This is a genomic window from Candidatus Pelagibacter bacterium nBUS_30 (genome assembly GCF_051201245.1).
Classification (GTDB): Bacteria; Pseudomonadota; Alphaproteobacteria; order Pelagibacterales; family Pelagibacteraceae; genus Pelagibacter.
Genome location: NZ_CP172842.1, coordinates 21,367 through 45,896, shown reverse-complemented (window position 1 = coordinate 45,896; position 24,530 = coordinate 21,367). Strand labels below are relative to the sequence as shown.

Sequence of the window (24,530 nt, the reverse complement as noted above, 5' to 3'; positions counted from 1 at the left end):
TATGGAATTAAAATATTCAATTTATTTTTTATTGAATAGATAATTTAAAAATTTTAAAGTACCTAAAAAATAGCAAAAATTTATTATCGTTTTTTTCTTATTAAGTAATAAGATATATAAAATCACACGTAATGGACACAGATATAAATGTCTTATTACTTTTATTTTAGATAATTTTTTATATTTATAATCAAAAACAAGTTCTCCATATTTAAAATTTAAACCTTTAATAATTTGAACATTAAAGGAATTGATAGTCGATTTACTCTTGTCGTGAGTAGCGTATGCCTTATTAACTGTTATCATTTTATATTTTGAATTATTAACTCTTGTTAATAAGTCAATATCTTCCCAGTAAAATGAAAAATCTTCATCATAGAATTTAAATTTTTTTACTTTTTTTACATCAAATAAAAGGCATGAAAAATCAAATTTATTTGTATAACTAATTGGTTTTTTTAATATTTTTTTTGTTAAGTTGGGCCCTACAAATAAACAATCTTTCTTTGTAATATAAGTTCTCAACAAATTAACTGATTTATTATTTATCTCAATATCAGGTTCTACTAATAAGCAATATTTTGTTTTTACTTTTTTAATTAATAAGTTCATTGCTTTTGAGAGGCCAATATTTTTGTTTGAAGATAAATACTCAAAATCAAAACTTAAAATTGTTTTAATTTTATTTTTTTGTTTTATTTTTACATCTTGATCAAATACTAATAATTTGTGTTTTTTTAAATTGTTTAGATATTTGATTCTTTTTAAATCAGTTTTATATAAAACAATTATGATTGATATATCACTTCTCATCAAATTATTTTAATTCTTTTAATTATCATAGTAAATATATATATGATTTGGATGTGGCGGAGAGAGTGGGATTCGAACCCACGGTACCTTTGACAGTACACACACTTTCCAAGCGTGCGCCTTAAGCCACTCGGCCACCTCTCCTAATAAAATTTTACTATAATATCCAGTCTTTAAACTTTTCTTTATTTTTAATAATATAATCTGGGAAAGATGTGTCAAAAAATATTTTTTCAAAGTTTATTGGTCTATCAAATAAATCAATCTTATTATTAATAGAATAATTGATTTTTTCTAAACTGTTAAAATTTTCATTGTTATACTCTGCATGAGCATATGCAGCTAATTTAGATTTTATCTGTTCTGCATTCATTAGAAATGAAAAGTGCCATCCTCCATTCTTAATAACATTCCACTTTATTTTATAAATTTTCCAAAAAGGAAATTTTTTTACCTTCTGATTTCTAATCCACTGAGGTGTTCTTAAATATTTTTTTTTACAGATTCTGCTTCCGTGCCAAAATGGATTTGTTTTATTTTGAAGATTAATTTTGTAATAAAACATTTTCTGTTCAAAGACAGTGTATTTGTAGTTTTCTATGTCATTTAACTTTGTTAAATCAGGGATTTCATCTATATCTGATATAATAATGTAATCATCATCTTTTGCCTCAAATAGACCCTTGGTTATATAGTTTCTTTGATAGTTTTCTCTTTCCCAATTTGAAATATTTTCTGGAAACTCGTCTATAACCAAATAAATAATCTTATCTTGAAAGGTTTTAAAATTTTCAATTTTAAAATTAAGATTTTTTTTATTTCCTTGATGATCAAATCTTGACTCAACTATTATAAATTTATCTATATGTGCAAACATAGTGTTTAGTCTTACATCTAAAATGATATCTTCATTATGATATAAGAAACAATCAAATATTTTCATCTACTTTTCTTTGCTTATTTTCAAAACACCTATAAATGCCTCCTGTGGAATTTCAACTCTTCCAAACTGTTTTGATCTAGCTTTACCTTTTTTTTGCTTTTCTAGAAGCTTTCTTTTTCTATCTGTGGCACCACCACCATGGATTTTTGTTAAAACATCTTTTTTAAATCCTTTAATGGTTTCTCTTGCAATAATCTTACCTCCTATTGCTGCCTGAACTGGTATCATAAAGTTATGCCTCGGTATTAAATCTTTTAATTTTTCACAAACTTCTCTGCCTGTTCTTTGAGCAAAGTCCTTGTGTATCATCATTGCTAAAGCGTCTACAGGCTCTGCATTCACCAATATTCCAAGCTTAACTAGATCACCTTCTCTATGTTCAATAATCTCATAATCAAAACTTGCATAACCACTTGTCATTGATTTTAATCTATCATTAAAATCAAAAACAACCTCATTTAAAGGCAATTCGTAATTTACTACAGCTCTATTTCCTGAATAACTTAAATTAGTTTGTATGCCCCTTTTATCCTGACACATTTTCATTATTGATCCTAAATATTCATCAGGTGTAATTATTGTTGCTTTTATCCAAGGTTCTTCAATTAGCTTAATTAGTGTTGGGTCCGGTAAACTTGATGGATTGTGCAGGTCTATAGTATCTCCATTGTTCATGTATACCTTATACACAACACCAGGTGTAGTTGTTAATAGGTTGACATCAAACTCTCTTTCTAATCTTTCAGTAACTATCTCCAAATGTAATAATCCTAGAAATCCGCATCTAAATCCCAACCCTAAAGCAGATGATGACTCGGGCTCAAATGAAAAACTTGCATCGTTTAATTGTAATTTTGCTAAACCATCTTTTAATTTTTGATATTCCGAACTATCAACTGGAAACAATCCGCAAAAAACTACTGGCTTACTTGGTTTAAAACCAGGGAGCGCTTCTTTTAAAGGTTTCGCAGCATCACATATTGTGTCACCAACTTTTGTTTCTGATAAAACTTTTATTCCAGTCGTTATAAAACCTATTTCTCCAGCATTTAATTCATTGATATCTGTAGCTTTTGGAGTAAATACGCCAACTTTTTCGATAACATATTCCTGATTGGTCGAGATCATTTTAATTTTCATATTTTTTGAAATTTTACCGTCAATAACTCTAACTAAAATAACAACCCCAAGGTAAGTGTCGTACCAACTATCAACCAACAAACATTTTAAATCTCCTAAACTTTCACCTTTAGGAGCAGGTAATGTTGTAATAATTTGCTCTAAAATGTCCTCTATACCTTCACCTGTCTTTCCAGAACATGGAATTGCACTCTCCGTATCAATACCTATCACTTCTTCGATTTGTTTTTTTGTTCTATCTAAATCTGATGCTGGAAGATCTACTTTGTTTAAAACTGGCACAATTTCGTGATCAATATCTAAAGCTTGATAAACGTTTGCAAGAGTTTGTGCTTCTACTCCTTGAGTACTATCAACAATTAAAATTGATCCCTCACAAGCATAAAGAGATCTACTAACTTCATAACTAAAATCTACATGACCTGGGGTATCAATAATATTTAAAATATAATCTTCACCATCTTTTGCTTTATAATTAAGTTTTACCGTCTGAGCCTTGATTGTAATTCCTCTTTCACGCTCAATATCCATTGAGTCTAAAACTTGAGCTTTCATTTCTCTTTCTGTAAGTCCACCACAACTATGAATTATTCTATCTGCTATTGTAGATTTACCATGATCAATATGAGCAATAATCGCAAAATTTCTAATATTATCGATATTACTCATTTACTTTAAGATCGTATCTTGGCACCAGTTTTGTTTTCAACTGTTTTAATTATAGAATTATTAATATTTTCTAAATCATTATCATTCAATGTTTTTTCAGATGATTGTATAGTTACACTAATTGCTATTGATTTTTGATTTTCTGGAATGTTTTCACCCTCATAGACATCAAAAACTTTAATATTACTTATTAGTTTTTGATCCACACTTGAGACAGCATTAATTAAATCTTGAGCTTTAACTTCTTTATTAACTATAAACGCAAAGTCTCTTTCAGATTTTTGATAATCTGAGACTTCAAATTTAGTTTTTTGATCATTTAATGTCTTTTTTGGTAATTTTAAATTATCTAGAAAAATTTCAAAGCCAACTAAAGACTCTGTTTTAATATCTATCATTTTTAAAATATTGGGATGAATTTCACCAAAATAAGCTGCTATTTGATCCTTGCCTCTATTTAGAAATAATCTACCTGACTTGCCTGGATGATAATAATTTGGTGTTTCGCTATCTATAAAAAATTTGTCTGAATTATAACCAGCCTCAGCTAAGGTTTGAACTACATCTTTTTTAACATCAAATACATCAACATTTCTCTCTTTTTCAATCCATGACGATCTTGATCTTTTACCTGCTGACAAACCACAGACTACGGTATTTTGTTCACCTGGGTTTGAACCAGTAAAAATTGGTCCTATTTCAAATATTGATAAATCTTTAAGACCTCTGTCCAGATTTTTATTCATATACATGATTAAATTTGAAAATATTGAGTTTCTCAAAACTCCTAATTCTGAACTTATGGGATTTACAATTTTAATTTCTTTATTCTTATTTTTAAAATGATCATTATAATTTGAGTCAGTAAATGACCATGTTATTGCCTCTAGATAACCTTTTGAAGCAACCGCTCTTTGTAAAAAATGAAATAACTTTTGGTTCTGAGTTAAAGTAGATTTGGTTCTTTCTTTAATTGGATCTATAATTTCAATCTTATCATAACCAGTTATTCTTACTAACTCTTCGACAATATCTATTTCTTGTGAAATATCTGGTCTCCATGTTGGAATTGTTAATTTTAAATATTTTTTTTCTTTTTTAATTTTAAAACCAAGATCTTCTAAGATTTTAAACATTTCTTTAGTTGAAATTTTAAATCCAGTTATTTTTTCAAATAAATCAGTGTCAAATTTAATATTTTTAATTTTGTTTGTTTCAATTGTTTGAATATCAATTTTACTAATTTCTCCACCACAAATCTCTTTAATTAATAATGACGCTTTATTTAAACCATCTTCAATTGATAATGGGTCAATACCTCTTTCAAATCTAAACTTTGCGTCTGTATCTATATTAAGTCTTTTTGATGTGCTTCTAATTGATCTAGGTTCAAAATATGCTGACTCTAATAAAATATTTTTAGTATCAAATTCTGTACCAGACCTTATGCCTCCAATGATTCCACCTAATCCCAATACACCCTTACTGTCACTAATTACGCACATTCCATCTTCTAGTTTGTAATTTTTATTATCTAAAGCTGTAAACTCTTCTCCAGATTTTGAATTTCGAACTATGATACCTTTTTCAATTTTATCAGCATCATAAGCGTGTAACGGACGATTGATATCAAACATAACATAATTTGTAATATCAACTATTGCTGAAATTGGTTTTTCACCAATTGAAACTAATCTATCTTTTAACCATTGAGGGCTTTCAACATTTTTTACATTAGTAATTAAGCAACTACCAAATGCACTACATCCTTGATTTTTTTCCTTATTAATTTTTACTTTTACAGTTTGTTTAAATTTTGATTTTATTTTTTTCTCTTTTAAATCTTTTAATTTACCAAAACCTGAAGCAGCAAGATCCCTTGCTATCCCTCTGACACCAAGACAGTCTGGTCTGTTAGGGGTAATTGACAGATCTATAAGATTAGAGTTTGATTTTGAAAAATAACTTTTTCCAATACTCTTTTTAAATTTTTTTAAAGATAATTCTGTTATTCCATCGCTTTCGTCAGATAAATTTAATTCAGACTCAGAACAAAGCATTCCATATGAAGTAACATCTCTAATCTTAGCTATCACTAACTTTACTTTACTTTTTGGAATAACAGCTCCAGGAGGAGCGTATATTGTTATCAATCCCTCTCTTGCATTGGGCGCACCACAGACAACTTTTTTTATTTCTTTTTCTCCTACATCAACTTCACAGACTTTAAGTCTATCTGCGTTTGGATGCTTTTCTGTCTTTAAAATTTTTGCTATTTTGAATAAATCAAGACCAGCAGATAAATTTTCTACACTTTCAACTTCTAGCCCAACACTTGTTAGCTGCTCTAAAAGCTTATCTTCTTTTAATTTTGTATCTAAATGATCTTTTAACCAATCAAATGTGATTTTCATCTACTTAAGCCTCTATAATTTGTTGGTACATCCAAAGGGTCAAAACCGAAATGATTTAACCACCTGTAATCACAATCAAAGAAAGCTCTTAAGTCATTAATACCATATTTAAGCATCGCTAATCTATCAATCCCAATTCCAAATGCATATCCTTTATACTTTGATGGATCAACTTTCACATTTTTTAAAACATTAGGATGAACCATTCCACAACCTAAAATTTCAAGCCATTGATCACCTTCTCCTATAACTAATTTTCCATCTTTAATTTCATAACCAATATCTACTTCAGCTGATGGTTCAGTAAATGGAAAGTGGCTTGGTCTAAATCTCATTTTAATTTTTTCAACTTCAAAAAACTCTTTAATAAAATAATTTAAACAACCTTTTAGGTGTCCCATATTTATATCTTTGTCTATATGTAAGCCCTCTACTTGATGAAACATTGGTGCATGTGTTTGATCACTATCAGATCTGTAAGTTCTTCCAGGTGCAATAATCTTAAATGGAGGTTTATCTTTTAACATTGTTCTAACTTGAACTGGCGATGTGTGAGTTCTTAACAGAATTTCTTTATTCTCATCAAGATAAAATGTGTCATGCATATCTCTTGCCGGATGATTGTCAGGAGTGTTTAACGCTGTAAAATTATTATATTCATTTTCAATATCTGGACCCTCTTCAACATTAAAACCTAACTCAGAAAAAATCGACGAAATTTCATCTATAGTTTGTGAAACGGGATGAATTTTACCTCTAACAAATGATCGTTCAGGAAGAGTTATATCAATTTTTTCTTTTTCTAATTTTTCATTTATTTTTTTTGATTCAATTTCATTAATTTTATTAGTTATTAAATTCTGTAATTCATCTTTAATTTGATTTAAATCTGATGCAAATTTTTTTCTGTCTATCTCTGGTATAGATCCAATATTTTTGAATTGAGAAGAAACAAGACCATTCTTGCCAAATAACTCTGTCTTGATTTGATTAATTTCTTCTAAACTTAAATTGTTATTAAGCTTAGCCGAATAGTCACTTTTAATATTTTTTATGTCTGACATATTGGTAGATTATTTCCTTAAGAAATAAAAACAATAGCGAAGATTAATTTAAAGCTGATTGAGCTTTTTGTACAATTGTTTTGAATGCTTCTGGGCTATCGTAAGCAATTTCAGCAAGAATTTTTCTATCAATTGTAATACCACATTTTCCAAGGCCATTGATAAATTTAGAATAAGTCAAACCTTCAGCTCTAACACCAGCATTGATTCTTTGGATCCACAATGATTTAAATTCTCTTTTTTTATTTCTGCGGTCTCTGTATGCATATTGCATAGCTTTTTCCATCGCTTGCTTAGCAACTCTGATGGTATTTTTTCTTCTGCCCCATTGACCTTTGACAGCTTTTAAAACTTTTTTATGTTTTGCTTTGCTAGTTACACCTCTTTTTACTCTTGCCATTATTAACCTCTTAAACTGTAGGGCATGTATGATTTAACTATTTTGCCATCTTGCTTGGACATAGTTGTTGTGCCTCTTAATTTTCTTATTTGAGAATTCGTTCTTTTGATCATGCCATGTCTTTTGCCAGCTTGAGCTGTCATAACTTTACCCTTTGCGGATATCTTAAATCTTTTTTTAGCTGAGCTTTTTGTTTTTAATTTTGGCATAATTCTGCGGTGTTATACAAAGATTGATATAAATTTACAACCTATATTAAAGCCTATAAAGGCTGTATTACCATGATCATTTGCTTGCCATCAAACTTAGGATGTAATTCTACCTTGCCAATATCCTTCATGTCCTCTTTGATCTTGTCCATCAATTCTTTTCCTAAATGAGAGTGTTGGAGTTCACGGCCTTTAAATCTTACCGTAAATTTTACCTTATCACCCTTAGCTATAAATTTTTTTGCATTTTTAACCTTAAAATCATAATCATGAGTTTCTGTAACAGGTCTCATTTTAATTTCTTTTAATAAAACAATTTTTTGTTTTTTCTTTGCAATATTTGCTTTCTTTTGAGCATCATATTTAAATTTACCCATATCCATTATTTTACAAACTGGAGGATTTGCATTAGCTGCTATTTCTATTAAGTCTAACCCTTGATTTTTTGCCATTGATATAGCTTCATTAGTATTCATTACACCAAGATTGTCTCCATCACTTGCTATAACCTGTACATCTGGAGACGATATTCTATTATTAGATCTTGGACCTCGATCTTTGGTTCTTCTTTGAAAGTAATTTTGTTTAAAATCTGCCACTTAGTTTGATGATGCTTTATTCAAAGCGGAAAAGGTTTTTAAGAATAATTTTAAATCCATATTTTCTTGTTTGTTTGTGTCTAATCTTCTAATCGTTACCGAGTTAGAGTCAACTTCTTTTTTTCCACAAATAAGTAAAAGGGGTACTTTTGCTAATGAATGATCTCTTATTTTATAATTTAGATTATGCTTTTTTAAATCAACATTAGAACTTATACCAGCCTGTTTAATTTTTTTTGAAACCTCTATTGCATACTCATCAAACTCTTCAGATATAGGAATAACAACAGTTTGTAATGGAGAAATCCAAAACGGAAACTTACCTGCATAATGTTCTATTAATATTCCAATGAATCTTTCTAGAGAACCAAATAATGCTCTGTGAAGCATAACAGGAACTTTTTTTGTTCCATCATTATCAACATAAGAAGCATCAAGTCTACCTGGCAAGTTAAGGTCAACCTGTAAAGTACCACATTGCCAATCTCTTCCAATGGCATCTCTTAATACAAATTCAATTTTGGGACCATAAAAAGCTCCCTCTCCTTTATTGATACTGTATTCAAGTTTGGATGCTTTAACAGCTTCTAGTAATGAAGCCTCTGCTTTATCCCAAACTTCATCGTCTCCAACTCTTACTTCTGGCCTATCGGCATATTTTAATATCACATTTTCAAAACCAAGATCTTTATAAATATCTAAAATTAAGTTAGTTACATTAAGACATTCACTTGTTATCTGATCTTCTGAGCAAAAAATATGGGCATCATCTTGTGTAAAAGCCCTCACTCTTAAGAGGCCATGTAACGCACCAGATGGTTCATATCTATGCACTTTACCAAACTCAGTTATTCTCAATGGAAGATCACGATAACTTTTTAACCCTTGGTTAAAAACCTGAATATGTCCTGGACAATTCATAGGTTTAATTGCAAATATTTTTTCATCTGGAGTTTCTGAGGTATACATGTTTTCTCCATATTTTTCCCAATGACCAGATTTTTCCCACAATAATCTATCTAATACCTCAGGTGTATTAACTTCTTTATATCCAGCATCATCTTGTCTGCTTCTCATATAATTGATTAATTTTTGAAAAAGAGCCCATCCTTTTTCATGCCAGAATACTGAACCTGGACTTTCTTCTCTAAAGTGAAACAAGTCCATTTCTTTTCCTAATTTTCTATGGTCTCTTTTTTCTGCTTCCTCAATTCTTTTTAAATATTCATCCAAATCTTTTTGAGTTGCCCAACTCGTACCATATATTCTTTGTAACATTTCATTATTAGAGTCACCTCTCCAATAAGCTCCTGAAACTTTAGTTAACTTAAAAAATTTTCCAATTTTACCTGTCGAAGAAAGATGTGGTCCTCTACAAAGATCGTGCCAATCTCCATGAAAATAAATAGATACATCCTCGTTTTTAGGTATTGCTTCAATTAATTCTGCTTTGTAAGTTTCACCTCTTTCTTTAAAATGTGAAATTGCCTTATCTCTCTGCCAAACTTCTTTTTTTGTAATCTCATTTCTATCAACAATATCTTTCATTTTTTTTTCAATTTTTATTAGATCATCCTCGGTAAAAGGTTCTTTTCTTGCAAAATCATAATAAAAACCATTTTCAATAACCGGGCCAATAGTTACTTGTGTTCCTGGAAATAATTCTTGTACAGCCATTGCTAGAATATGCGCTGTATCATGTCTTATAGTTTCCAAACCCTCAGGGTTTTTTGATGTGAATATTTTAAGAGAACAATCTTTTTCAATTAGAAAATTTAAATCTTTTAAATCGCCATCAATACTTATTACCATGGCCTGTTTAGCAAGTGATTTGCTAATTTTTTCAGCTACTTGTAGACCTGTAACTTTGTCTGGAAAATTTAGATTATTTCCATCTGGTAGTGTAATTATGGGCATTTAATTTATTAATCTTTTATACTCTGAATAAGTAGAAAAGCACATTTTTTCAACATTAAACTTTTGTATTATATTTTTTCTTCCTTCAATTCCAATTGATTTTAACGATGTTTCATCCATTGTAAGTACTTTTAAAATTTTTTGACTTAATGATTTTGCACTACCAGAGTCAAATAAAAAGCCAGTTTTTTCATCAACTATAGTTTCATTGGATCCACCGATATTGCTAGCTATTATTGGTTTTTCCATTGATTGTGCTTCCACAGAGACTCTTCCAAAAGCTTCAGGTTCTATAGAAGCTGAAACTACTATATCAGAAACTTTATATGCTAGAGCCATATCTTTACAATGATCAATAAATCTTATCTGGCCTGTCATCCTGTATTGTTCAGAAAGTCTAATTAGTTTTTTTTTATATAAATCTCTACCCTGATCACTACCAAGAATAACAGCATGAAAAGCCTCATATCCAAGTTGGAGATTTACTAAATTGACTGCTTCAATAAAAACTTCCTGTCCTTTCCAAGCTGTAAGTCTTCCAGGTAAAAGTAAAATTTTCTTATCTTTTTCTATACCCCATTTTTTTAACAACTTTTTTTCATCACTTTCAATTTTTGTTGAAGAGTCAAAGTAATCAACATTTATACCTCTAAAAATTACCATAAGCTTTTTGCTGGCACTAAGATTTTTTGAGTAGTTTTCTTTAACATGAGAAAAAATAAAATTTGATCCCGCTATAATTAGATGGGATCTGACCATTACAGAATTATAAAATTTCTTAAGTATATTTTTAAAGTTGTAAGTACCATGAAACGTCGTGACAAATTTTCTTCTTGTAATTTTTGTTGCTAATAAACATGACCATGCTGGAGCTCTACTCCTAGCATGAATAATCGAAATATTATTGAACAAAATAATTCCAACTAAGGCAACAAAATTTATTATAATTAATAATGGGTTTTTACTGTGAACAGGCAATCTAATAACTTTTACTTTTCGTTTATCAATAAATTTTAACAACTCTCCTCCACTAGTAACAATAAAAGATTCACAATTATTTTCTGGCAGATAGTGAGCAACATCATAGCAGCCCGTTTCAGCTCCTCCGTATCCTAATTTAGGTATTACTTGTAAAACTTTCAAATTAGATGACATTTGATATGATTATATATTAATAGACAATACATATAAACGATTATGAATAATTTTAGATATCATCAAATTTCAAAAAATAAGAAAATAAGATACATATACAGTGCATATAAAAATACCCCATTTATTGTTTTTTTGCATGGTTTCATGTCTGATTTAGAGGGTAAAAAACCAAATGTATTTTTAAGGTTTGCAAAAAAAAATAAGATAAGTTTCTTAGCATTAGAATATTCTGGACATGGAAAGTCATCAGGAAATTTTATTAACGGAAATATTACTAAATGGAGCAATGAAACATCAGCTCTAATTAAAAAATATGTAAAAAAAAATAATTTTACAATAATTGGATCTAGTATGGGAGCTTGGATAGCAATTAAACAATTTCAAAAATTTAAAAATCAAATTAATAGTTTTCTAGGAATTGGATCTGCCCCAGAATTTTTAGAAAATTTAATGTGGAAAAAATTTACAAAAAAAATGAAAGCGGAAATTATTAAAAAAGGCATATACCATTTAAAACATGGAAATTATGAATATCCTATTACACATCAATTAATTAAAGATGGAAGAAAGAATAAGGTTTTAAATAAAAAAATTGATTCTAAAATAAAGATTACTATGGTGCACGGTCAAAAAGATGAGGTTGTACCAGTGTCATATTCTAGAAATGTTTTAAAAATTTTTAAAAATGCAAAAAAAAAACTACTAATAATTAAAGGTGGTGATCATAGTTTGTCAGAAAAAAAATGGCTTAAAAAAATACTACAAGAGCTTCGGTTGATTATCTAGCTTACTTCTCTAATTTTAGATTTAAGACTTATTTTATTTTCTAATTTATTTACCATCTCTTTAGGACACACTTGAACAAAATTATTTAATTCTTCATTAAATTTTTCTATTAATTTTTTTGATAAATCTGATCCAGTTTCGCTAAAATGTTCTGTAAGTAAGTTTTTAAGAAATTTTTTCCAATATTCAGTTTCAACATTTTGCCAAATAACAGACTCCTGATTAACTTTTTTTTCAAACTGTCCAGACTTGTCATAAATAAATGCCATACCACCAGTCATTCCAGCTGCAAAGTTGTCACCTACCTCTCCCAATACTACCACTGTACCACCAGTCATATACTCACATCCATTTGAATCACAGCCTTCTATCACTGTAGTAGCGCCTGAATTTCTAACTGCAAACCTTTCACCTGCTTGACCAGCTGCAAATAATTTTCCTGAAGTTGCACCATATAAAACTGTATTACCTATTATTGTGTTTTCATTAGAGATTAGATTGCTTTCATCTGATAATTTAATTGAAATTGTTGCACCAGATAGTCCTTTGCCCACGTAATCATTGGCGTCACCTTTAAGGACAAGTTTTAAACCTTTTGCGGAGAAGGCACCAAATGATTGTCCAGCCGATCCTTTAAAATTTAAAACTAAAAAATTTTCATCAAGTTTTTCATATCCAAACTTTTTATAAAGATGATGAGAAATTCTTGTCCCAACAGCTCTATTAGTATTTTTAATATTATATTCTTTTTCTATTTTTTCTGAATTATCTAAAGCTTTTTCTATTTCTGGCCAAATTTCTTGATCAAGTGTATTTGGCACATAATTAATTTCCTGATTTTCACAATATCTTTTATTATTCCCAGAATCTGCTTGAACAAAAAGAGGGTTTAAATCCAAATCATCTAAATTGGGAGAGGCTTTACTTACTTGTCTTAAGAGGTCTGTTCTTCCAATTATTTCATTTAAAGATTTAAAACCTAGTTTTGCTAAAATTTCTCTCACTTCAGTTGCAATAAAAGTAAACAAATTGACAACTTTATCAGGTGTTCCTGTAAACTTTTCTCTAAGTTTTTCATCTTGTGTGCATACGCCAACAGGACATGTATTCGAATGACATTGTCTAACCATGATACATCCCATTGCAACTAGCGCTGTAGTTGCTACACCATACTCTTCAGCACCCATCATCGCAGCAATAACTACATCTCTACCAGTTTTAATTCCACCATCTGTTCTTAAGGTAACTTTATGTCTTAAATTATTCAAAGTTAAAACTTGATTAGCTTCTGTTAATCCCATTTCCCATGGAATACCAACATACTTAACGCTTGTTTGAGGTGTAGCACCAGTTCCACCATTGTGACCTGAAATCAATATTATATCAGCTTTAGCCTTTGCTACTCCAGCAGCTATTGTTCCAACACCTGAAGAAGCTACAAGCTTAACACCAATTCTTGCCTTGGGATTAATCTGCTTTAAATCATATATAAGTTGCGCAAGATCCTCTATGGAATAAATATCGTGATGTGGTGGTGGAGAAATAAGAGTCACTCCTGGAGTTGAGTGTCTTAATTTTGCAATTTCATCTGTAACTTTAAATCCGGGTAACTGTCCACCTTCTCCTGGTTTTGCACCTTGGGCAATTTTAATTTCAATTTCATTGCAATTATTTAAATAATTTACTGTTACACCAAATCTTGCTGAAGCTATTTGCTTAACTCGAGAATTAGCGCTATCTCCATTTTCTAATATCTTAAATCTACTTTCATCTTCTCCTCCTTCTCCACTGCAAGAAGCTCCTTTAATTCTATTCATTCCCTTAGCTAAAGTTTCATGGGCCTCTTTTGACAATGCTCCATGGGACATACTCCCACTTCCAAATCTTTTAAGTATATTTTGAATTGGTTCAACTTCTGAAATTTCTATAGATCTTTTTAATTTTTTTTTTCTAAAATCTATTAAATCTCTTAAATTTATTGGAGGTAAATTATATATTCCTTCGGCATATCTTTTGTAAGCATCGTAGGAATTAGACCCCACTGCGCTTTGTAATAAATGAATTAATTTACCTTGATATTGATGTGTTTCACCATTTTTACGATATCTATAAATGCCTCCTATTGGTAAAATTGTTTCTGAACTTTCAAATGCTTCATTGTGAATAGATCTAATTTTTTTTTCTATACCTGTTAGCCCAATTCCAGAAATTTTAGATACTACTCCAGGAAAATAATCTGCAACAATTGTTCTGCTTAAACCTACTGTTTCAAAATTACATCCACCTCTATAAGAACTTAAAACAGATATTCCCATTTTAGACATAATCTTTAATAAGCCTGCATTTACTGATTTAATATAACGAGCTACACACTCATCAAAACTAAATTGACCAAATAGTTTTTTTTTATGTCTTTGATATAAGCTATCAAAAGCTAAATAAGGGTTAACTGTAGTTGCCCCAACACCAATTAAAGTAGCAAAAGAGTGGGTATCTAAAGCTTCGCCAGATTGTACATTAATAGAAACATATCCTCTTAATTTTTTTTCAATTAAAAAAGAATTTATTGCACCAACACACAACAACATAGGAATTGGAAGTTTAGAATTTGATAGCTCTTTATCACTCAGGATTAATTGTGTAACACCTTGTCTTACTGCAATTTCTGCATCTCTTTGAATTTTTTTTAATGACTCAAAAAGAGTTTGTTCTTTTGAAAAAATACAATCGATTGTTAGAGAATTTTTTCCAAAAAAATTAATAAATTTATTAAATTGAGAGTTTGATAAAATTGGACTGTTTAAAACATAGATGTTTTGCTTAGTTAAATTATCAAAATCTAAAATATTTCCTAGATTTCCAAATCTAGTCTTTAAACTCATAACTTTATTTTCTCTTAAAGAGTCAATTGGAGGATTTGTTACCTGACTGAAGTTCTGTCTAAAGAAATGATACAAAGGTCTATATTTATCTGACAAAACAGCTAACGGGGTATCATCGCCCATAGAGCCTATTGCCTCTTTAGCATCTTCTGCCATGGGCTGCAAAATAAGCTCTAAATCCTCTAAACTTATTCCAAAAGTATACTGTCTTCTTCTTAAATCATCTCCAGAAAAAGTATTTTTTTCTGCTGAAATTGTAATTTTGTCATCTAAATCAATAATCTGTGAATTAAAATGCTTATACTCTTTAGCTAAATAATCTTTAATTTTACTATTAGTAAATACCTTTCCTTTCTCAATTCTAACACCAATGATTTCACCAGGACCAAGCCTTCCTTTTGTTATAATTTTTTTTTCATTAAGTTCAATCATACCTGTTTCAGAACCAGCAAATAATAAATTATCTTTGGTGATTGCATATCTAAGTGGTCTTAATCCATTTCTATCATTAGCGGCAATAACCCACTCGTTATCTGTTCCAGCAATTGCAGCAGGACCATCCCAGGGCTCCATAGTACTGTTCAAAAAATTAAATAATTGTTGATGATCTTTAGATAAAGTTTTATTTTTTTTTGACCATGCATCAGGTACCAGCATTAATTTAGCTAATGGAGCTGGCTGACCTGAAATATTTAATAATTCAAAAACGTTATCTAATGCAGCTGAGTCTGAAGCTCCTTGTTGTATTACAGGTTTTAAATTTTCTATATCATCAAAAAGAGGACTATTCATTTCCTGCTCGTGAACTTTCATCCAGTTTTTGTTTCCACGATATGTGTTTATTTCTCCATTATGTGCAATCGCTCTAAATGGTTGTGCTAAATTCCAACTAGGCGCAGTATTTGTAGAAAATCTCTGATGAAAAATTGCGTACCTTGAAATAAATCTTTCATCTTTTAAATCTAAAAAGAAATCTGAAATAGCTTCAGCCAAAAACATTCCTTTATAAATAATTGATTTTGAGCTCAGCGAACAAATATAAAAATTATTTAAAGAAATTTGAAAAGCTTTATTTTCTATTTTCCTTCTTGTCTCGTAAATTTTTCTTTCAAGCTCTTTATTAAGTAATTCTGGATTATTAGATTTAAAAAGAACCTGAATAATTTCAGGCATAGTTTGAAATGCTTTCTCACCTAAAACTTTTGGGTCTACAGGAACTTGTCGCCAACCATAAATACTAAAATCATTTTTTGTTAATTCACTCTCAACTATTGTTTTACAACTTTCTTGAGCAGCATAATCATTTCTTGGTAAAAAAATCATTCCAACACATATCTCTGAACTATCATGAGTGTGACCAGTAACTTCTATTTTTTCTATAAAAAAATCTTTTGGTATTTCAACATGTATTCCTGCACCATCTCCTGTTTTTCCATCAGCATCAACTGCACCTCTATGCCAAACAGCTTTTAAAGCTTCAATGCCATATTCAACAACTTTTCGTGATTTCTTTCCTTCGGTGGAAGAGATTAAACCAACTCCACAAGCATCGTGCTCCATCTCCTCGGAATAAACATGATTCTTTTTTAATAATTTAAAGTTTTCTTTATATTTTTTCATTATGCTACTTTTGGCTGTTTTAAATACTTATTCTTTAAATACTCTTTAATTGAAGTTGCTGCATCTCTTCCATCTTTTATTGCCCAAACAACTAATGATGCACCTCTAATTATATCTCCAGCTGCAAAAACTCCTTTAAGGTTTGTTTCCATCGTATCAAAATCTGTTTTAATAGTTCCCCATTTAGATACTTGTAATTCATCGGACTCAAATAATGTTGGTAAATCTTCAGGATCAAAACCTAGTGCTTTTATAACCATATCAGTTTTTATTTCAAAGCCTGAACCTTGTTGTACCTCAGGCTTTCTTCTGCCACTTTCATCAGGTTCACCTAATTCAATTTGGTCTACTAACAATCGTTCTATTTTATTTGTTCCTTGAAATTCTCTTGGACTTGATAACCAAACAAATTCAACGCCTTCTTCTTCAGCATTAGCAACTTCTCTAGCAGATCCAGGCATATTTTCTTTATCTCTTCTATATAAACATTTAACAGATTTTGCTCTTTGTCTTATAGATGTTCTTACACAATCCATCGCTGTGTCGCCACCACCAATAACCACTACATCTTTACCTTCTGCGTTCAAAATTCCTTTATCAAAAAGCTCTACATCATCACCTAAACCTTTTTTATTTGATGCTGTTAAAAAATCCATTGCTGGAAAAATATTATCTAAGTCATTTCCTGGTAATTCAACTTCTCTTGGCTTATAAACGCCTGTCGCAATCAGTATTGCATCATGTTTTTTTCTTAGCTGTTCTAAATTTTTATCTTTTCCAACTTCAAAATTTTGAATAAATTCTATACCACCATCTCTTAAAAGTTTAGTTCTTCTTTCAACAACTTCTTTCTCTAATTTAAAATTTGGAATTCCATATATTAATAAACCACCTGCTCTATCATATCTGTCATACACTGTGATCTTATAACCATCTTTTCTTAATTGTTCTGCTGCAGCTAATCCAGCTGGTCCAGCGCCAATAATTCCTACACTTTGATTTTTTTCGTTTAAAACTTTAATCGGTTTTACCCAACCTTGTTCCCACGCATTATCAGTAATGTATTTTTCCATAGAACCAATTGTTACAGTTCCATGACCAGATTGTTCGATCACACAATTTCCTTCACACAATCTGTCTTGTGGGCATATTCTTCCACACACTTCAGGCATATTATTTGTGCTTTGAGATAACTCATAAGCTTCTTTAAGTCTTCCCTCTGCAGTCAATTTTAACCAATCAGGTATATTATTGCTTAATGGACAATGAACTTGGCAAAAAGGGACTCCACATTGAGAGCATCTGCTAGACTGTTCTTTTGCCTTTTCACTAATAAATTCATCATATATCTCATTGAAATCTTTTTTTCTTCTATCAACCTCTCTTTTAGGTGGGGTTTGTTGACCTATTTTTACAAATTTAAGCATTTTGTCAGACATAATATTTATTAATTATTGCAAATTATATAATGATTTTATTAATTAAAGCTTAAAATAGGTCAGTTATTATGACCTTATTTTATCAAATATATTAATAAAATTAAGAGTTTTTTAATAAATGCATACCTAATATGTTTAAATCGAATTGTTTTAAATGAATATTTTATAAGTTACGTAGGAGTAATGTTAGAGAATATTATAGAAGTTTTATTACTGGCTGCAATTCAAGGTGTGTCAGAATTTTTGCCTATAAGCTCTTCAGCTCACCTAATATTAGTTTCAAGTTTATATGAATTTAAATCAAGCTCTTTATTAATAGATATTAGTCTTCATTTAGGTTCTTTATTTGCAATTCTCTATTATTTTAGAATGGATTTATTGGATGTTAAAAATAATAAGAGACTATTAAGTCTTATTGTTGTGGGATCAATTCCATTAATTATTTTTGGATACGTTTTATATTCAACAGGTATTATTTATGAATTACGAAATGTTAAAATAATTGCATGGACAACTTTAATTTTTGGAATTATTTTATATATAGCAGATAGAAATCGTTTTGATAAAAAAATATCTTCAAACTTAAATTTTCAGTCAATTCTTTTTATAAGTGTATTTCAGATTCTTTCATTAATACCTGGAGTTAGTAGGTCAGGCATAACAATTACAGCTGCCAGGATTTTAAAATTTAATAGATTGGACTCTAGTAAAATTTCATTTTTACTTTCTATCCCTGCTTTAAGTGGTGCAAGTTTTTTAGGGTTAAAAAACATATTTTATCAGTCAGTTGAATTTAATTATTTAGTGTTTGTTGCAATATTTACATCATTTGTTTTTTCTTTTGTAACAGTAAAATTTTTTTTAATTTATATAAATAAATTTTCGATGAATGTTTTTGTAGCTTATAGAATTATCATAGCATTAATTTTATTTTCTGTGATTTATTAAGAATATTTTTTTTAATTAAAGGTAATAGTTGAGATAACAAAACACCACAGAGAATGAAAAAGCATCCAAGTAAATTATTTATATCTAAAATTTGATTTAAAATATACCACGCAGCAATAGTCGCAAATACCCCCTCTAGAGAAAAAATTATAGCTGCAGGGGCAGGGGTTATATTTTTTTGAGCATAAATTTGTAAAACAAAAGCAAAGCCTCCTGATAAAATACCAGCATATAAAATGGAATTTATTTCTTTAATAATATCAGCATAAATAAACTCTTCATAAATAAGTCCTATTACAAAAGAAAATAAAGAAACAATAAGAGTTTGAATAGCACCAAGAGTTAAAGGAAGATCGTATTTTTTTACAATTATTCCTGTGAATATTATGTGAGTGCTCCAAAATAAAGCTCCAAGAACTACCAAGCTATCTCCAAGTCTAACAGTGGCATCTTGGAAATTTGTTAATAAATATCCTCCAATTAAACATAAAACTACTGACGGCCATACACTCCAATGAATAGACCTTCTTCTAAATAAGAAAATTATAATAGGAACCATAGGAACATAAAAAATTGTAAAAAAAGCTGCATTTGCAACATCTGTGTAAAGAAGTGCTACTTGCTGTAAAGCTGAACCTAAAAAAAGCGACAGTCCTATTAGAAATGAGAGATTAACAAATGATTTAATATCAGATTTAAATTCTGATTTAAATTTTTTTAATTCAAATAAGAAAACTAAAGGCGTAATAGCTAGAAACCCAATGAAAAATCTTACTGCATTAAATGTAAATGGACCAATGTTATCCATTCCCGTGTCTTGAGCTATAAAAGTAGTTCCCCAAATAAAAGTACATAACAGTGCACTTAGTAATGAAGTAGTTTTCGACATGATTTTTTAGATAGCTAGCTTGTAAGCAAAATTTTTGCCTATGTTTTCTTTCAAATCATTATTAAATCTTGCAGCTTCAGCGCCATCAATAATTCTATGATCATAAGATAATGATATTGGCAACATTGTTCTAGTTTGAAATTTACCATCTATAAAAATTTGTTTTTTTTGTGACTTACCAATTCCTAAAATTGCAACTTCAGGATAATTTATTATAGGAGTAAAAAACGACCCGCCAATTCCACCTAGGCTAGTTATTGTCATTGAGCCACCAAATAATTCTTTTTTATCAATTTTAAGATTTCTACAAAGCTCACTAACTTCTCTTAACTCTTTGCTAAGCAACGATATTTTTTTATTATTAGCATTTCTAATTTTTGGAACCATTAAACCATTTGGTGTATCTACAGCAATTCCAATATGGTAATATTTTTTTTGTGTCATTTTTCCAGTTTCAATTTCATCAATAGAAGAATTAAAACTTGGGAATTTTTTTAAAGATGCCACCAATGCTTTAATAATAAATGCTAAAGGAGTAATTTTAATTTTTTCTCCAGTATATATATCTGTTAGAGAACTTCTAAAACTTTCCATCTCTGTAATATCTGCCTCATCATGATTGGTAACATGGGGTATAGTAGTCCAAGAATTAGTCAAGTAAGTTGAAGACAATTTTTTCACTCTTGGAATATCTTTTATTTCAATTTCTCCAAAATCAGAATGCTCAAATTCATTCTTAATTTTTTTAGACTTACTTTCTATAATTTGATTGTTGTTTTTAGGTTTAGAAGAAACAAATTTTTTAATATCTTCCTCAACAACTCTTCCATCTTTTTCACTTCCAACAACTTGCGTAATATCAACTCCTAGTTCTCTAGCAAATTTTCGAGCTTTTGGACTTGCGGAAGAAATATCTATAACTGATGCTTTATTTTGATTGGGTGAAATTTGGTCAATTTCTGGTTTTGTTACTTTAATTTTTTTTAACTCTTTTTCTATTTCTTTGTTTTTTTCAGTAACTTCATTTATTTGTGATTTGCTCTCTAAAATTAATATTAGGTCACCTTCTGAAACTTTATCTCCTACTTTTATTTTTAGAGATTTGACTTTACCATTGTGGTTTGATGGAATTTCTACACTAGATTTATCACTTTCAATCGTTATTAAAGGATCATTTTTTACAATTATTTTACCCTCTGAAGTTAATACTTCTATAACCTCTACATCTTCAAAATCTCCAATATTAGGTACTTTAATTTCAATTTCTGACATTATAATTTGGTTGGCATTGGTTTTTCACCATCAATATTATATTTCTTTATTGCTTCTTTTGCATATTTTGAAGCTATCAACTGTTCTTTAGCCAAAACACTCAAGCTATAGGCAACTAAATGCTCTTTATCTACTTCAAAAAATTTTCTTAAATTTTTTCTTGTATCACTTCTACCAAAGCCATCTGTTCCCAGAGAATAAAAACTTTTATTGGTATATGGTCTAATTTGATCTGAATTCATTCTCATGTAATCTGATGCTGCCATAATAGGGCCCTCAGATTTTCCAAGGCATTTCTCAACAAACGAATTTTTTTGTTCTTTATCTGGATTTAAAAGATTATATCTTTCAACCTCCATTCCATCTTTTCTTAATTCATTAAAACTTGTTACACTCCAAATTTCACTATCAATTTGATATTCATCTTGAAGTACTTCAGCCGCTGCCATCATCTCACGTAAGATTGTGCCTGATCCTAAAAGTTGAATTTTTGTTTTCTTAAACTTATTAAATTCTCTAATCTTGTACATTCCTTTAAGAATGCCTTCCTCACAATTTTTGTCTTTTGGCATTTCTGGATGAGAATAATTTTCATTCATTGTAGTAATATAGTAAAAAACATTCTCTTTCTTTTCATGCATTCTTCTTAAACCCTCTCTAAAAATTACAGCTAACTCGTAATGAAAAGTTGGATCATAAGTTACACAATTTGGTATTGTAGAAGCTATTAAATGACTATGTCCATCCTGGTGTTGAAGCCCTTCTCCAGCTAAAGTAGTTCTACCAGCAGTAGCTCCGATTAGAAATCCTCTTGCTTGGCTATCCCCCGCAGCCCACGCAAGATCGCCAATTCTTTGGAATCCAAACATAGAATAAAAAATATAAATTGGTATCATTTCTATATCATGGTTTGTATATGCTGTTGCAGCTGCAATCCAAGATGACATTGCTCCAGCTTCATTAATTCCTTCCTCTAGCACTTGACCACTTTTATCTTCACGATACGAACTTAGCTGTGCAGCATCTTCAGGTTCGTATTTTTGACCTTCATGTGCATATATTCCAATTTTTTGAAAGAAACCTTCCATTCCAAATGTTCTTGCCTCATCTGGAATTATTGGAACCAATCTTGGCGAGATATTTTTATCTCTCAATAAATTTGTAAACATTCTGACCATTGCCATTGTTGTTGACATCTCTTTTTCACCTGTTGAAACTTTCATAAAATCAAAAATATCTTTTGATGGAGCCTTAATTGGTTTTGCGTAAGTTGTTCGTTCAGGTAAAAAACCACCTAGATTTAATCTTCTCTCTTTTATATATTTAATTTCAGGAGATTTTTCATCAGGTTTGAAATATTCAACATTTTTAACTTGTTCATCTGTTAAAGGAACGTCAAAACGATCTCTATAATATAACAAATCGTCTACATCTAATTTTTTTGTTTGATGGGTTGTGTTGACACTTTCACCTGTCTTACCCATTCCATATCCTTTAATTGTCTTGGCTATGATAACAGTTGGGCTACCTTGGTTTTTTGTAGCTTTATCATAAGCAGCATATACCTTATGTGGATCATGGCCACCTCTATTCAATCTCCAAATATCTTTATCTGATAAACTTGAAACTAGCTCTTGTGTTTCAGGATATTTACCAAAAAATTTTTCTCTAACATATGCACCATCCCTGGCTTTCATTGCCTGATACTCACCATCGACTGTTTCGTTCATAATTTTTACCAAGTGACCTGTTTTATCATTCGCTATCAGTGAGTCCCAATATGAGCCCCAAATTACTTTTATTACATTCCAGCCAGCACCACGAAAACTACCCTCTAATTCTTGAATAATTTTTCCATTTCCTCGCACAGGGCCATCTAATCTTTGTAAATTACAATTCACTACAAATATTAAGTTGTCTAATTTTTCTCTAGCCGCCAAACCAATTGCCCCTAAAGATTCCGGTTCATCCATCTCTCCATCACCCAAAAATGCCCAAACTTTTCTTCCTTCATCTTTAATTAATCCTCTGTTGATTAAATACTTCATGTATCTTGCTTGATAAATAGCAAGCATTGGACCTAATCCCATTGAGACAGTTGGAAACTGCCAAAACTTTGGCATTAACCATGGATGTGGGTATGAGGAAAGTCCACCAGGTTTTACTTCTTGTCTAAAACTATCTAATTGTTTTTCATTTAATCTTCCTTCTAAGAAAGCTCTAGCATACATTCCTGGAGCACTATGACCCTGAAAATAAACTAAATCTCCACCGTATTTGTTATTTTTTGCTCTCCAAAAATGATTCATTCCAACGTCATATAATGTGGCAGCGGATGCAAACGTTCCTATATGTCCACCAAGTTCAGGAAACTTTTTATTTGCTCTTACAACCATTGCAGCAGCATTCCATCTTATTAAAGACCTAATTCTTCTTTCAATATTTTGATCTCCATTTGATTTAACTTCTGCTTCTGGTGGGATTGTATTTATGTATGGTGTGTTTTGTGTATATGGAATATTTGCTCCTTCACGATATGCTTTATTAATTAATTCTTTAATTAAAAAATGAGCTCTTTGATTTCCATCTTTTGAAATAACTGCCGACAAAGACTCTAACCAATCTTGAGTTTCTAAAGGATCAATATCACTACCATTGGTCACTTGAATAATTGATTGTTCCTTTTTTTGAGCTGGTTCTTTAGAAGCTACGACCTCTTCTTTTTTTTCAGTCATAGCTACTTCGGCTTGTTTAATAATACTTTCAGTATCTTTTGGGATTGAGGCACTTTTTTTGTTTTCACCTGATGAGGTAATGCTTAAGATCAAGTCTCCCTTCGAAACTTTATCTCCTACTTTGACTGCAACTAATTCTATTTTACCTGAAACTGTTGAAGGAATTTCAACACTTGATTTATCACTTTCAATCGTAATTATTGGATCATTTAAGTTTAAAAAATCTCCTTGTTTTACAAGAATTTCTATAACTTCAACTTCTTCAAAATCTCCAATATCTGGGACAAGTAATTTTTCACTCATTTTTAAAACGGTTTATATACCTAAAAAAAAGTATATTTAATGTTATTTTAGCACATTAATTAAGCATTTTATGCAAACCTACATTTTAATTAAACAAAAAATGTTAATAAAATCAAAAAATACAGTAACTTTGAGATATTTAAAAAATTAAACAAACACGGACCGCTGGCCAAATTGGATAAGGCGCTCGGCTACGAACCGGGAGATTCCAGATTCGAGTTCTGGGCGGTCCACCAAAAAGGAAATTAAAATGTTAGATTGGCTATTTAAAGCATCATTACAAAAATCGGTTATATATTTTTTTATAATTATTTTAATTATTTTATTAATCTT

The 24,530-nt window shown here is 30.1% G+C and carries 17 protein-coding genes and 2 tRNA genes; 3 read left to right on the top strand and 16 right to left on the bottom strand.

The features are described from left to right. Positions 1-21 precede the first annotated feature (21 nt). The 11 genes from ACIJYE_RS00205 to ACIJYE_RS00155 all read right to left on the bottom strand — a co-directional run bounded on the left by ACIJYE_RS00205 (position 22) and on the right by ACIJYE_RS00155 (position 11,323). Complete coding sequence (locus ACIJYE_RS00205) at positions 22-813, bottom strand: glycosyltransferase family 2 protein (RefSeq protein ID WP_435090359.1); 792 nt, start codon at positions 811-813, stop codon at positions 22-24. A 54-nt stretch (positions 814-867) separates the two neighbouring features. Continuing rightward, positions 868-957: transfer RNA gene (locus ACIJYE_RS00200), tRNA-Ser, on the bottom strand. A 13-nt stretch (positions 958-970) separates the two neighbouring features. Continuing rightward, positions 971-1,756 carry a hypothetical protein gene (locus ACIJYE_RS00195; RefSeq protein WP_435090358.1) on the bottom strand — a complete coding sequence of 262 codons (786 nt, stop codon included), beginning with the start codon at positions 1,754-1,756 and terminating at the stop codon, positions 971-973. After that, the gene (gene lepA, locus ACIJYE_RS00190) at positions 1,757-3,565 is read right to left on the bottom strand and encodes a translation elongation factor 4 (protein ID WP_435090357.1); all 1,809 of its coding nucleotides are present in this window, start codon (positions 3,563-3,565) and stop codon (positions 1,757-1,759) included. Between the two features lie 5 nt (positions 3,566-3,570). After that, entirely contained in the window at positions 3,571-5,979 is a 2,409-nt protein-coding gene (gene pheT, locus ACIJYE_RS00185) for a phenylalanine--tRNA ligase subunit beta (protein ID WP_435090356.1), read from the bottom strand. After that, entirely contained in the window at positions 5,976-7,043 is a 1,068-nt protein-coding gene (gene pheS / locus ACIJYE_RS00180; protein ID WP_435090354.1) for a phenylalanine--tRNA ligase subunit alpha, read from the bottom strand. The genes pheT and pheS overlap by 4 nt, the downstream gene beginning before the upstream one ends. Positions 7,044-7,086: 43 nt before the next feature. Further along, positions 7,087-7,443, bottom strand: a complete 357-nt coding sequence (gene rplT / locus ACIJYE_RS00175) for a 50S ribosomal protein L20 (RefSeq protein WP_435090352.1) — start codon at positions 7,441-7,443, stop codon at positions 7,087-7,089. A 2-nt stretch (positions 7,444-7,445) separates the two neighbouring features. Further along, positions 7,446-7,652, bottom strand: coding sequence for a 50S ribosomal protein L35 (gene rpmI, locus ACIJYE_RS00170; protein WP_008545827.1), 207 nt, complete (start codon positions 7,650-7,652; stop codon positions 7,446-7,448). Positions 7,653-7,705: 53 nt separating this feature from the next. Then, entirely contained in the window at positions 7,706-8,251 is a 546-nt protein-coding gene (gene infC, locus ACIJYE_RS00165; RefSeq protein ID WP_435090350.1) for a translation initiation factor IF-3, read from the bottom strand. Next, positions 8,252-10,168: a threonine--tRNA ligase gene (thrS, locus tag ACIJYE_RS00160; RefSeq protein ID WP_435090348.1), complete on the bottom strand. Its 1,917-nt coding sequence runs from the start codon at positions 10,166-10,168 to the stop codon at positions 8,252-8,254. After that, the gene (locus ACIJYE_RS00155; protein WP_435090346.1) at positions 10,169-11,323 is read right to left on the bottom strand and encodes a glycosyltransferase family 4 protein; all 1,155 of its coding nucleotides are present in this window, start codon (positions 11,321-11,323) and stop codon (positions 10,169-10,171) included. A gap of 42 nt (positions 11,324-11,365) precedes the next feature. On the opposite strand from ACIJYE_RS00155, the gene ACIJYE_RS00150 reads away from it, so the two are divergent. Then, the gene (locus ACIJYE_RS00150; protein WP_435090345.1) at positions 11,366-12,109 is read left to right on the top strand and encodes an alpha/beta hydrolase; all 744 of its coding nucleotides are present in this window, start codon (positions 11,366-11,368) and stop codon (positions 12,107-12,109) included. Here ACIJYE_RS00150 and gltB read toward each other — a convergent pair. Beyond that, entirely contained in the window at positions 12,106-16,611 is a 4,506-nt protein-coding gene (gene gltB, locus ACIJYE_RS00145; protein ID WP_435090344.1) for a glutamate synthase large subunit, read from the bottom strand. The genes ACIJYE_RS00150 and gltB overlap by 4 nt on opposite strands. Continuing rightward, a complete protein-coding gene (locus ACIJYE_RS00140) occupies positions 16,611-18,050 on the bottom strand; it encodes an NAD(P)-dependent oxidoreductase (protein ID WP_435090342.1) in 1,440 nt (479 codons plus the stop codon). The genes gltB and ACIJYE_RS00140 overlap by 1 nt, the downstream gene beginning before the upstream one ends. 183 nt (positions 18,051-18,233) lie before the next feature. On the opposite strand from ACIJYE_RS00140, the gene ACIJYE_RS00135 reads away from it, so the two are divergent. Beyond that, positions 18,234-18,998, top strand: coding sequence for an undecaprenyl-diphosphate phosphatase (locus ACIJYE_RS00135; protein WP_435090340.1), 765 nt, complete (start codon positions 18,234-18,236; stop codon positions 18,996-18,998). Here the strand turns inward: ACIJYE_RS00135 and ACIJYE_RS00130 are convergent. The 3 genes from ACIJYE_RS00130 to aceE are packed head-to-tail and all read right to left on the bottom strand — an operon-like array spanning position 18,964 to position 24,197. Continuing rightward, positions 18,964-19,887 carry a DMT family transporter gene (locus ACIJYE_RS00130; RefSeq protein ID WP_435090339.1) on the bottom strand — a complete coding sequence of 308 codons (924 nt, stop codon included), beginning with the start codon at positions 19,885-19,887 and terminating at the stop codon, positions 18,964-18,966. The two genes, ACIJYE_RS00135 and ACIJYE_RS00130, sit on opposite strands and share 35 nt — an antisense overlap. Positions 19,888-19,893: 6 nt before the next feature. Further along, positions 19,894-21,159, bottom strand: a complete 1,266-nt coding sequence (locus ACIJYE_RS00125) for a 2-oxo acid dehydrogenase subunit E2 (RefSeq protein ID WP_435090338.1) — start codon at positions 21,157-21,159, stop codon at positions 19,894-19,896. Next, positions 21,159-24,197: a pyruvate dehydrogenase (acetyl-transferring), homodimeric type gene (aceE, locus tag ACIJYE_RS00120; protein WP_435090337.1), complete on the bottom strand. Its 3,039-nt coding sequence runs from the start codon at positions 24,195-24,197 to the stop codon at positions 21,159-21,161. The genes ACIJYE_RS00125 and aceE overlap by 1 nt, the downstream gene beginning before the upstream one ends. Before the next feature lie 159 nt (positions 24,198-24,356). Here aceE and ACIJYE_RS00115 point away from each other — a divergent pair. Further along, positions 24,357-24,433, top strand: a tRNA-Arg gene (locus ACIJYE_RS00115). The last annotated feature ends 97 nt before the right edge of the window (positions 24,434-24,530 follow it).

Coding starts and splice junctions, on each gene's coding strand:
- ACIJYE_RS00205 (WP_435090359.1), bottom strand. CDS start 813: ATGAGAAGTGATATATCAATCATAATTGTTTTATATAAAACTGATTTA.
- ACIJYE_RS00195 (WP_435090358.1), bottom strand. CDS start 1,756: ATGAAAATATTTGATTGTTTCTTATATCATAATGAAGATATCATTTTA.
- lepA (WP_435090357.1), bottom strand. CDS start 3,565: ATGAGTAATATCGATAATATTAGAAATTTTGCGATTATTGCTCATATT.
- pheT (WP_435090356.1), bottom strand. CDS start 5,979: ATGAAAATCACATTTGATTGGTTAAAAGATCATTTAGATACAAAATTA.
- pheS (WP_435090354.1), bottom strand. CDS start 7,043: ATGTCAGACATAAAAAATATTAAAAGTGACTATTCGGCTAAGCTTAAT.
- rplT (WP_435090352.1), bottom strand. CDS start 7,443: ATGGCAAGAGTAAAAAGAGGTGTAACTAGCAAAGCAAAACATAAAAAA.
- rpmI (WP_008545827.1), bottom strand. CDS start 7,652: ATGCCAAAATTAAAAACAAAAAGCTCAGCTAAAAAAAGATTTAAGATA.
- thrS (WP_435090348.1), bottom strand. CDS start 10,168: ATGCCCATAATTACACTACCAGATGGAAATAATCTAAATTTTCCAGAC.
- ACIJYE_RS00155 (WP_435090346.1), bottom strand. CDS start 11,323: ATGTCATCTAATTTGAAAGTTTTACAAGTAATACCTAAATTAGGATAC.
- ACIJYE_RS00150 (WP_435090345.1), top strand. CDS start 11,366: ATGAATAATTTTAGATATCATCAAATTTCAAAAAATAAGAAAATAAGA.
- gltB (WP_435090344.1), bottom strand. CDS start 16,611: ATGAAAAAATATAAAGAAAACTTTAAATTATTAAAAAAGAATCATGTT.
- ACIJYE_RS00140 (WP_435090342.1), bottom strand. CDS start 18,050: ATGTCTGACAAAATGCTTAAATTTGTAAAAATAGGTCAACAAACCCCA.
- ACIJYE_RS00135 (WP_435090340.1), top strand. CDS start 18,234: ATGTTAGAGAATATTATAGAAGTTTTATTACTGGCTGCAATTCAAGGT.
- ACIJYE_RS00130 (WP_435090339.1), bottom strand. CDS start 19,887: ATGTCGAAAACTACTTCATTACTAAGTGCACTGTTATGTACTTTTATT.
- ACIJYE_RS00125 (WP_435090338.1), bottom strand. CDS start 21,159: ATGTCAGAAATTGAAATTAAAGTACCTAATATTGGAGATTTTGAAGAT.
- aceE (WP_435090337.1), bottom strand. CDS start 24,197: ATGAGTGAAAAATTACTTGTCCCAGATATTGGAGATTTTGAAGAAGTT.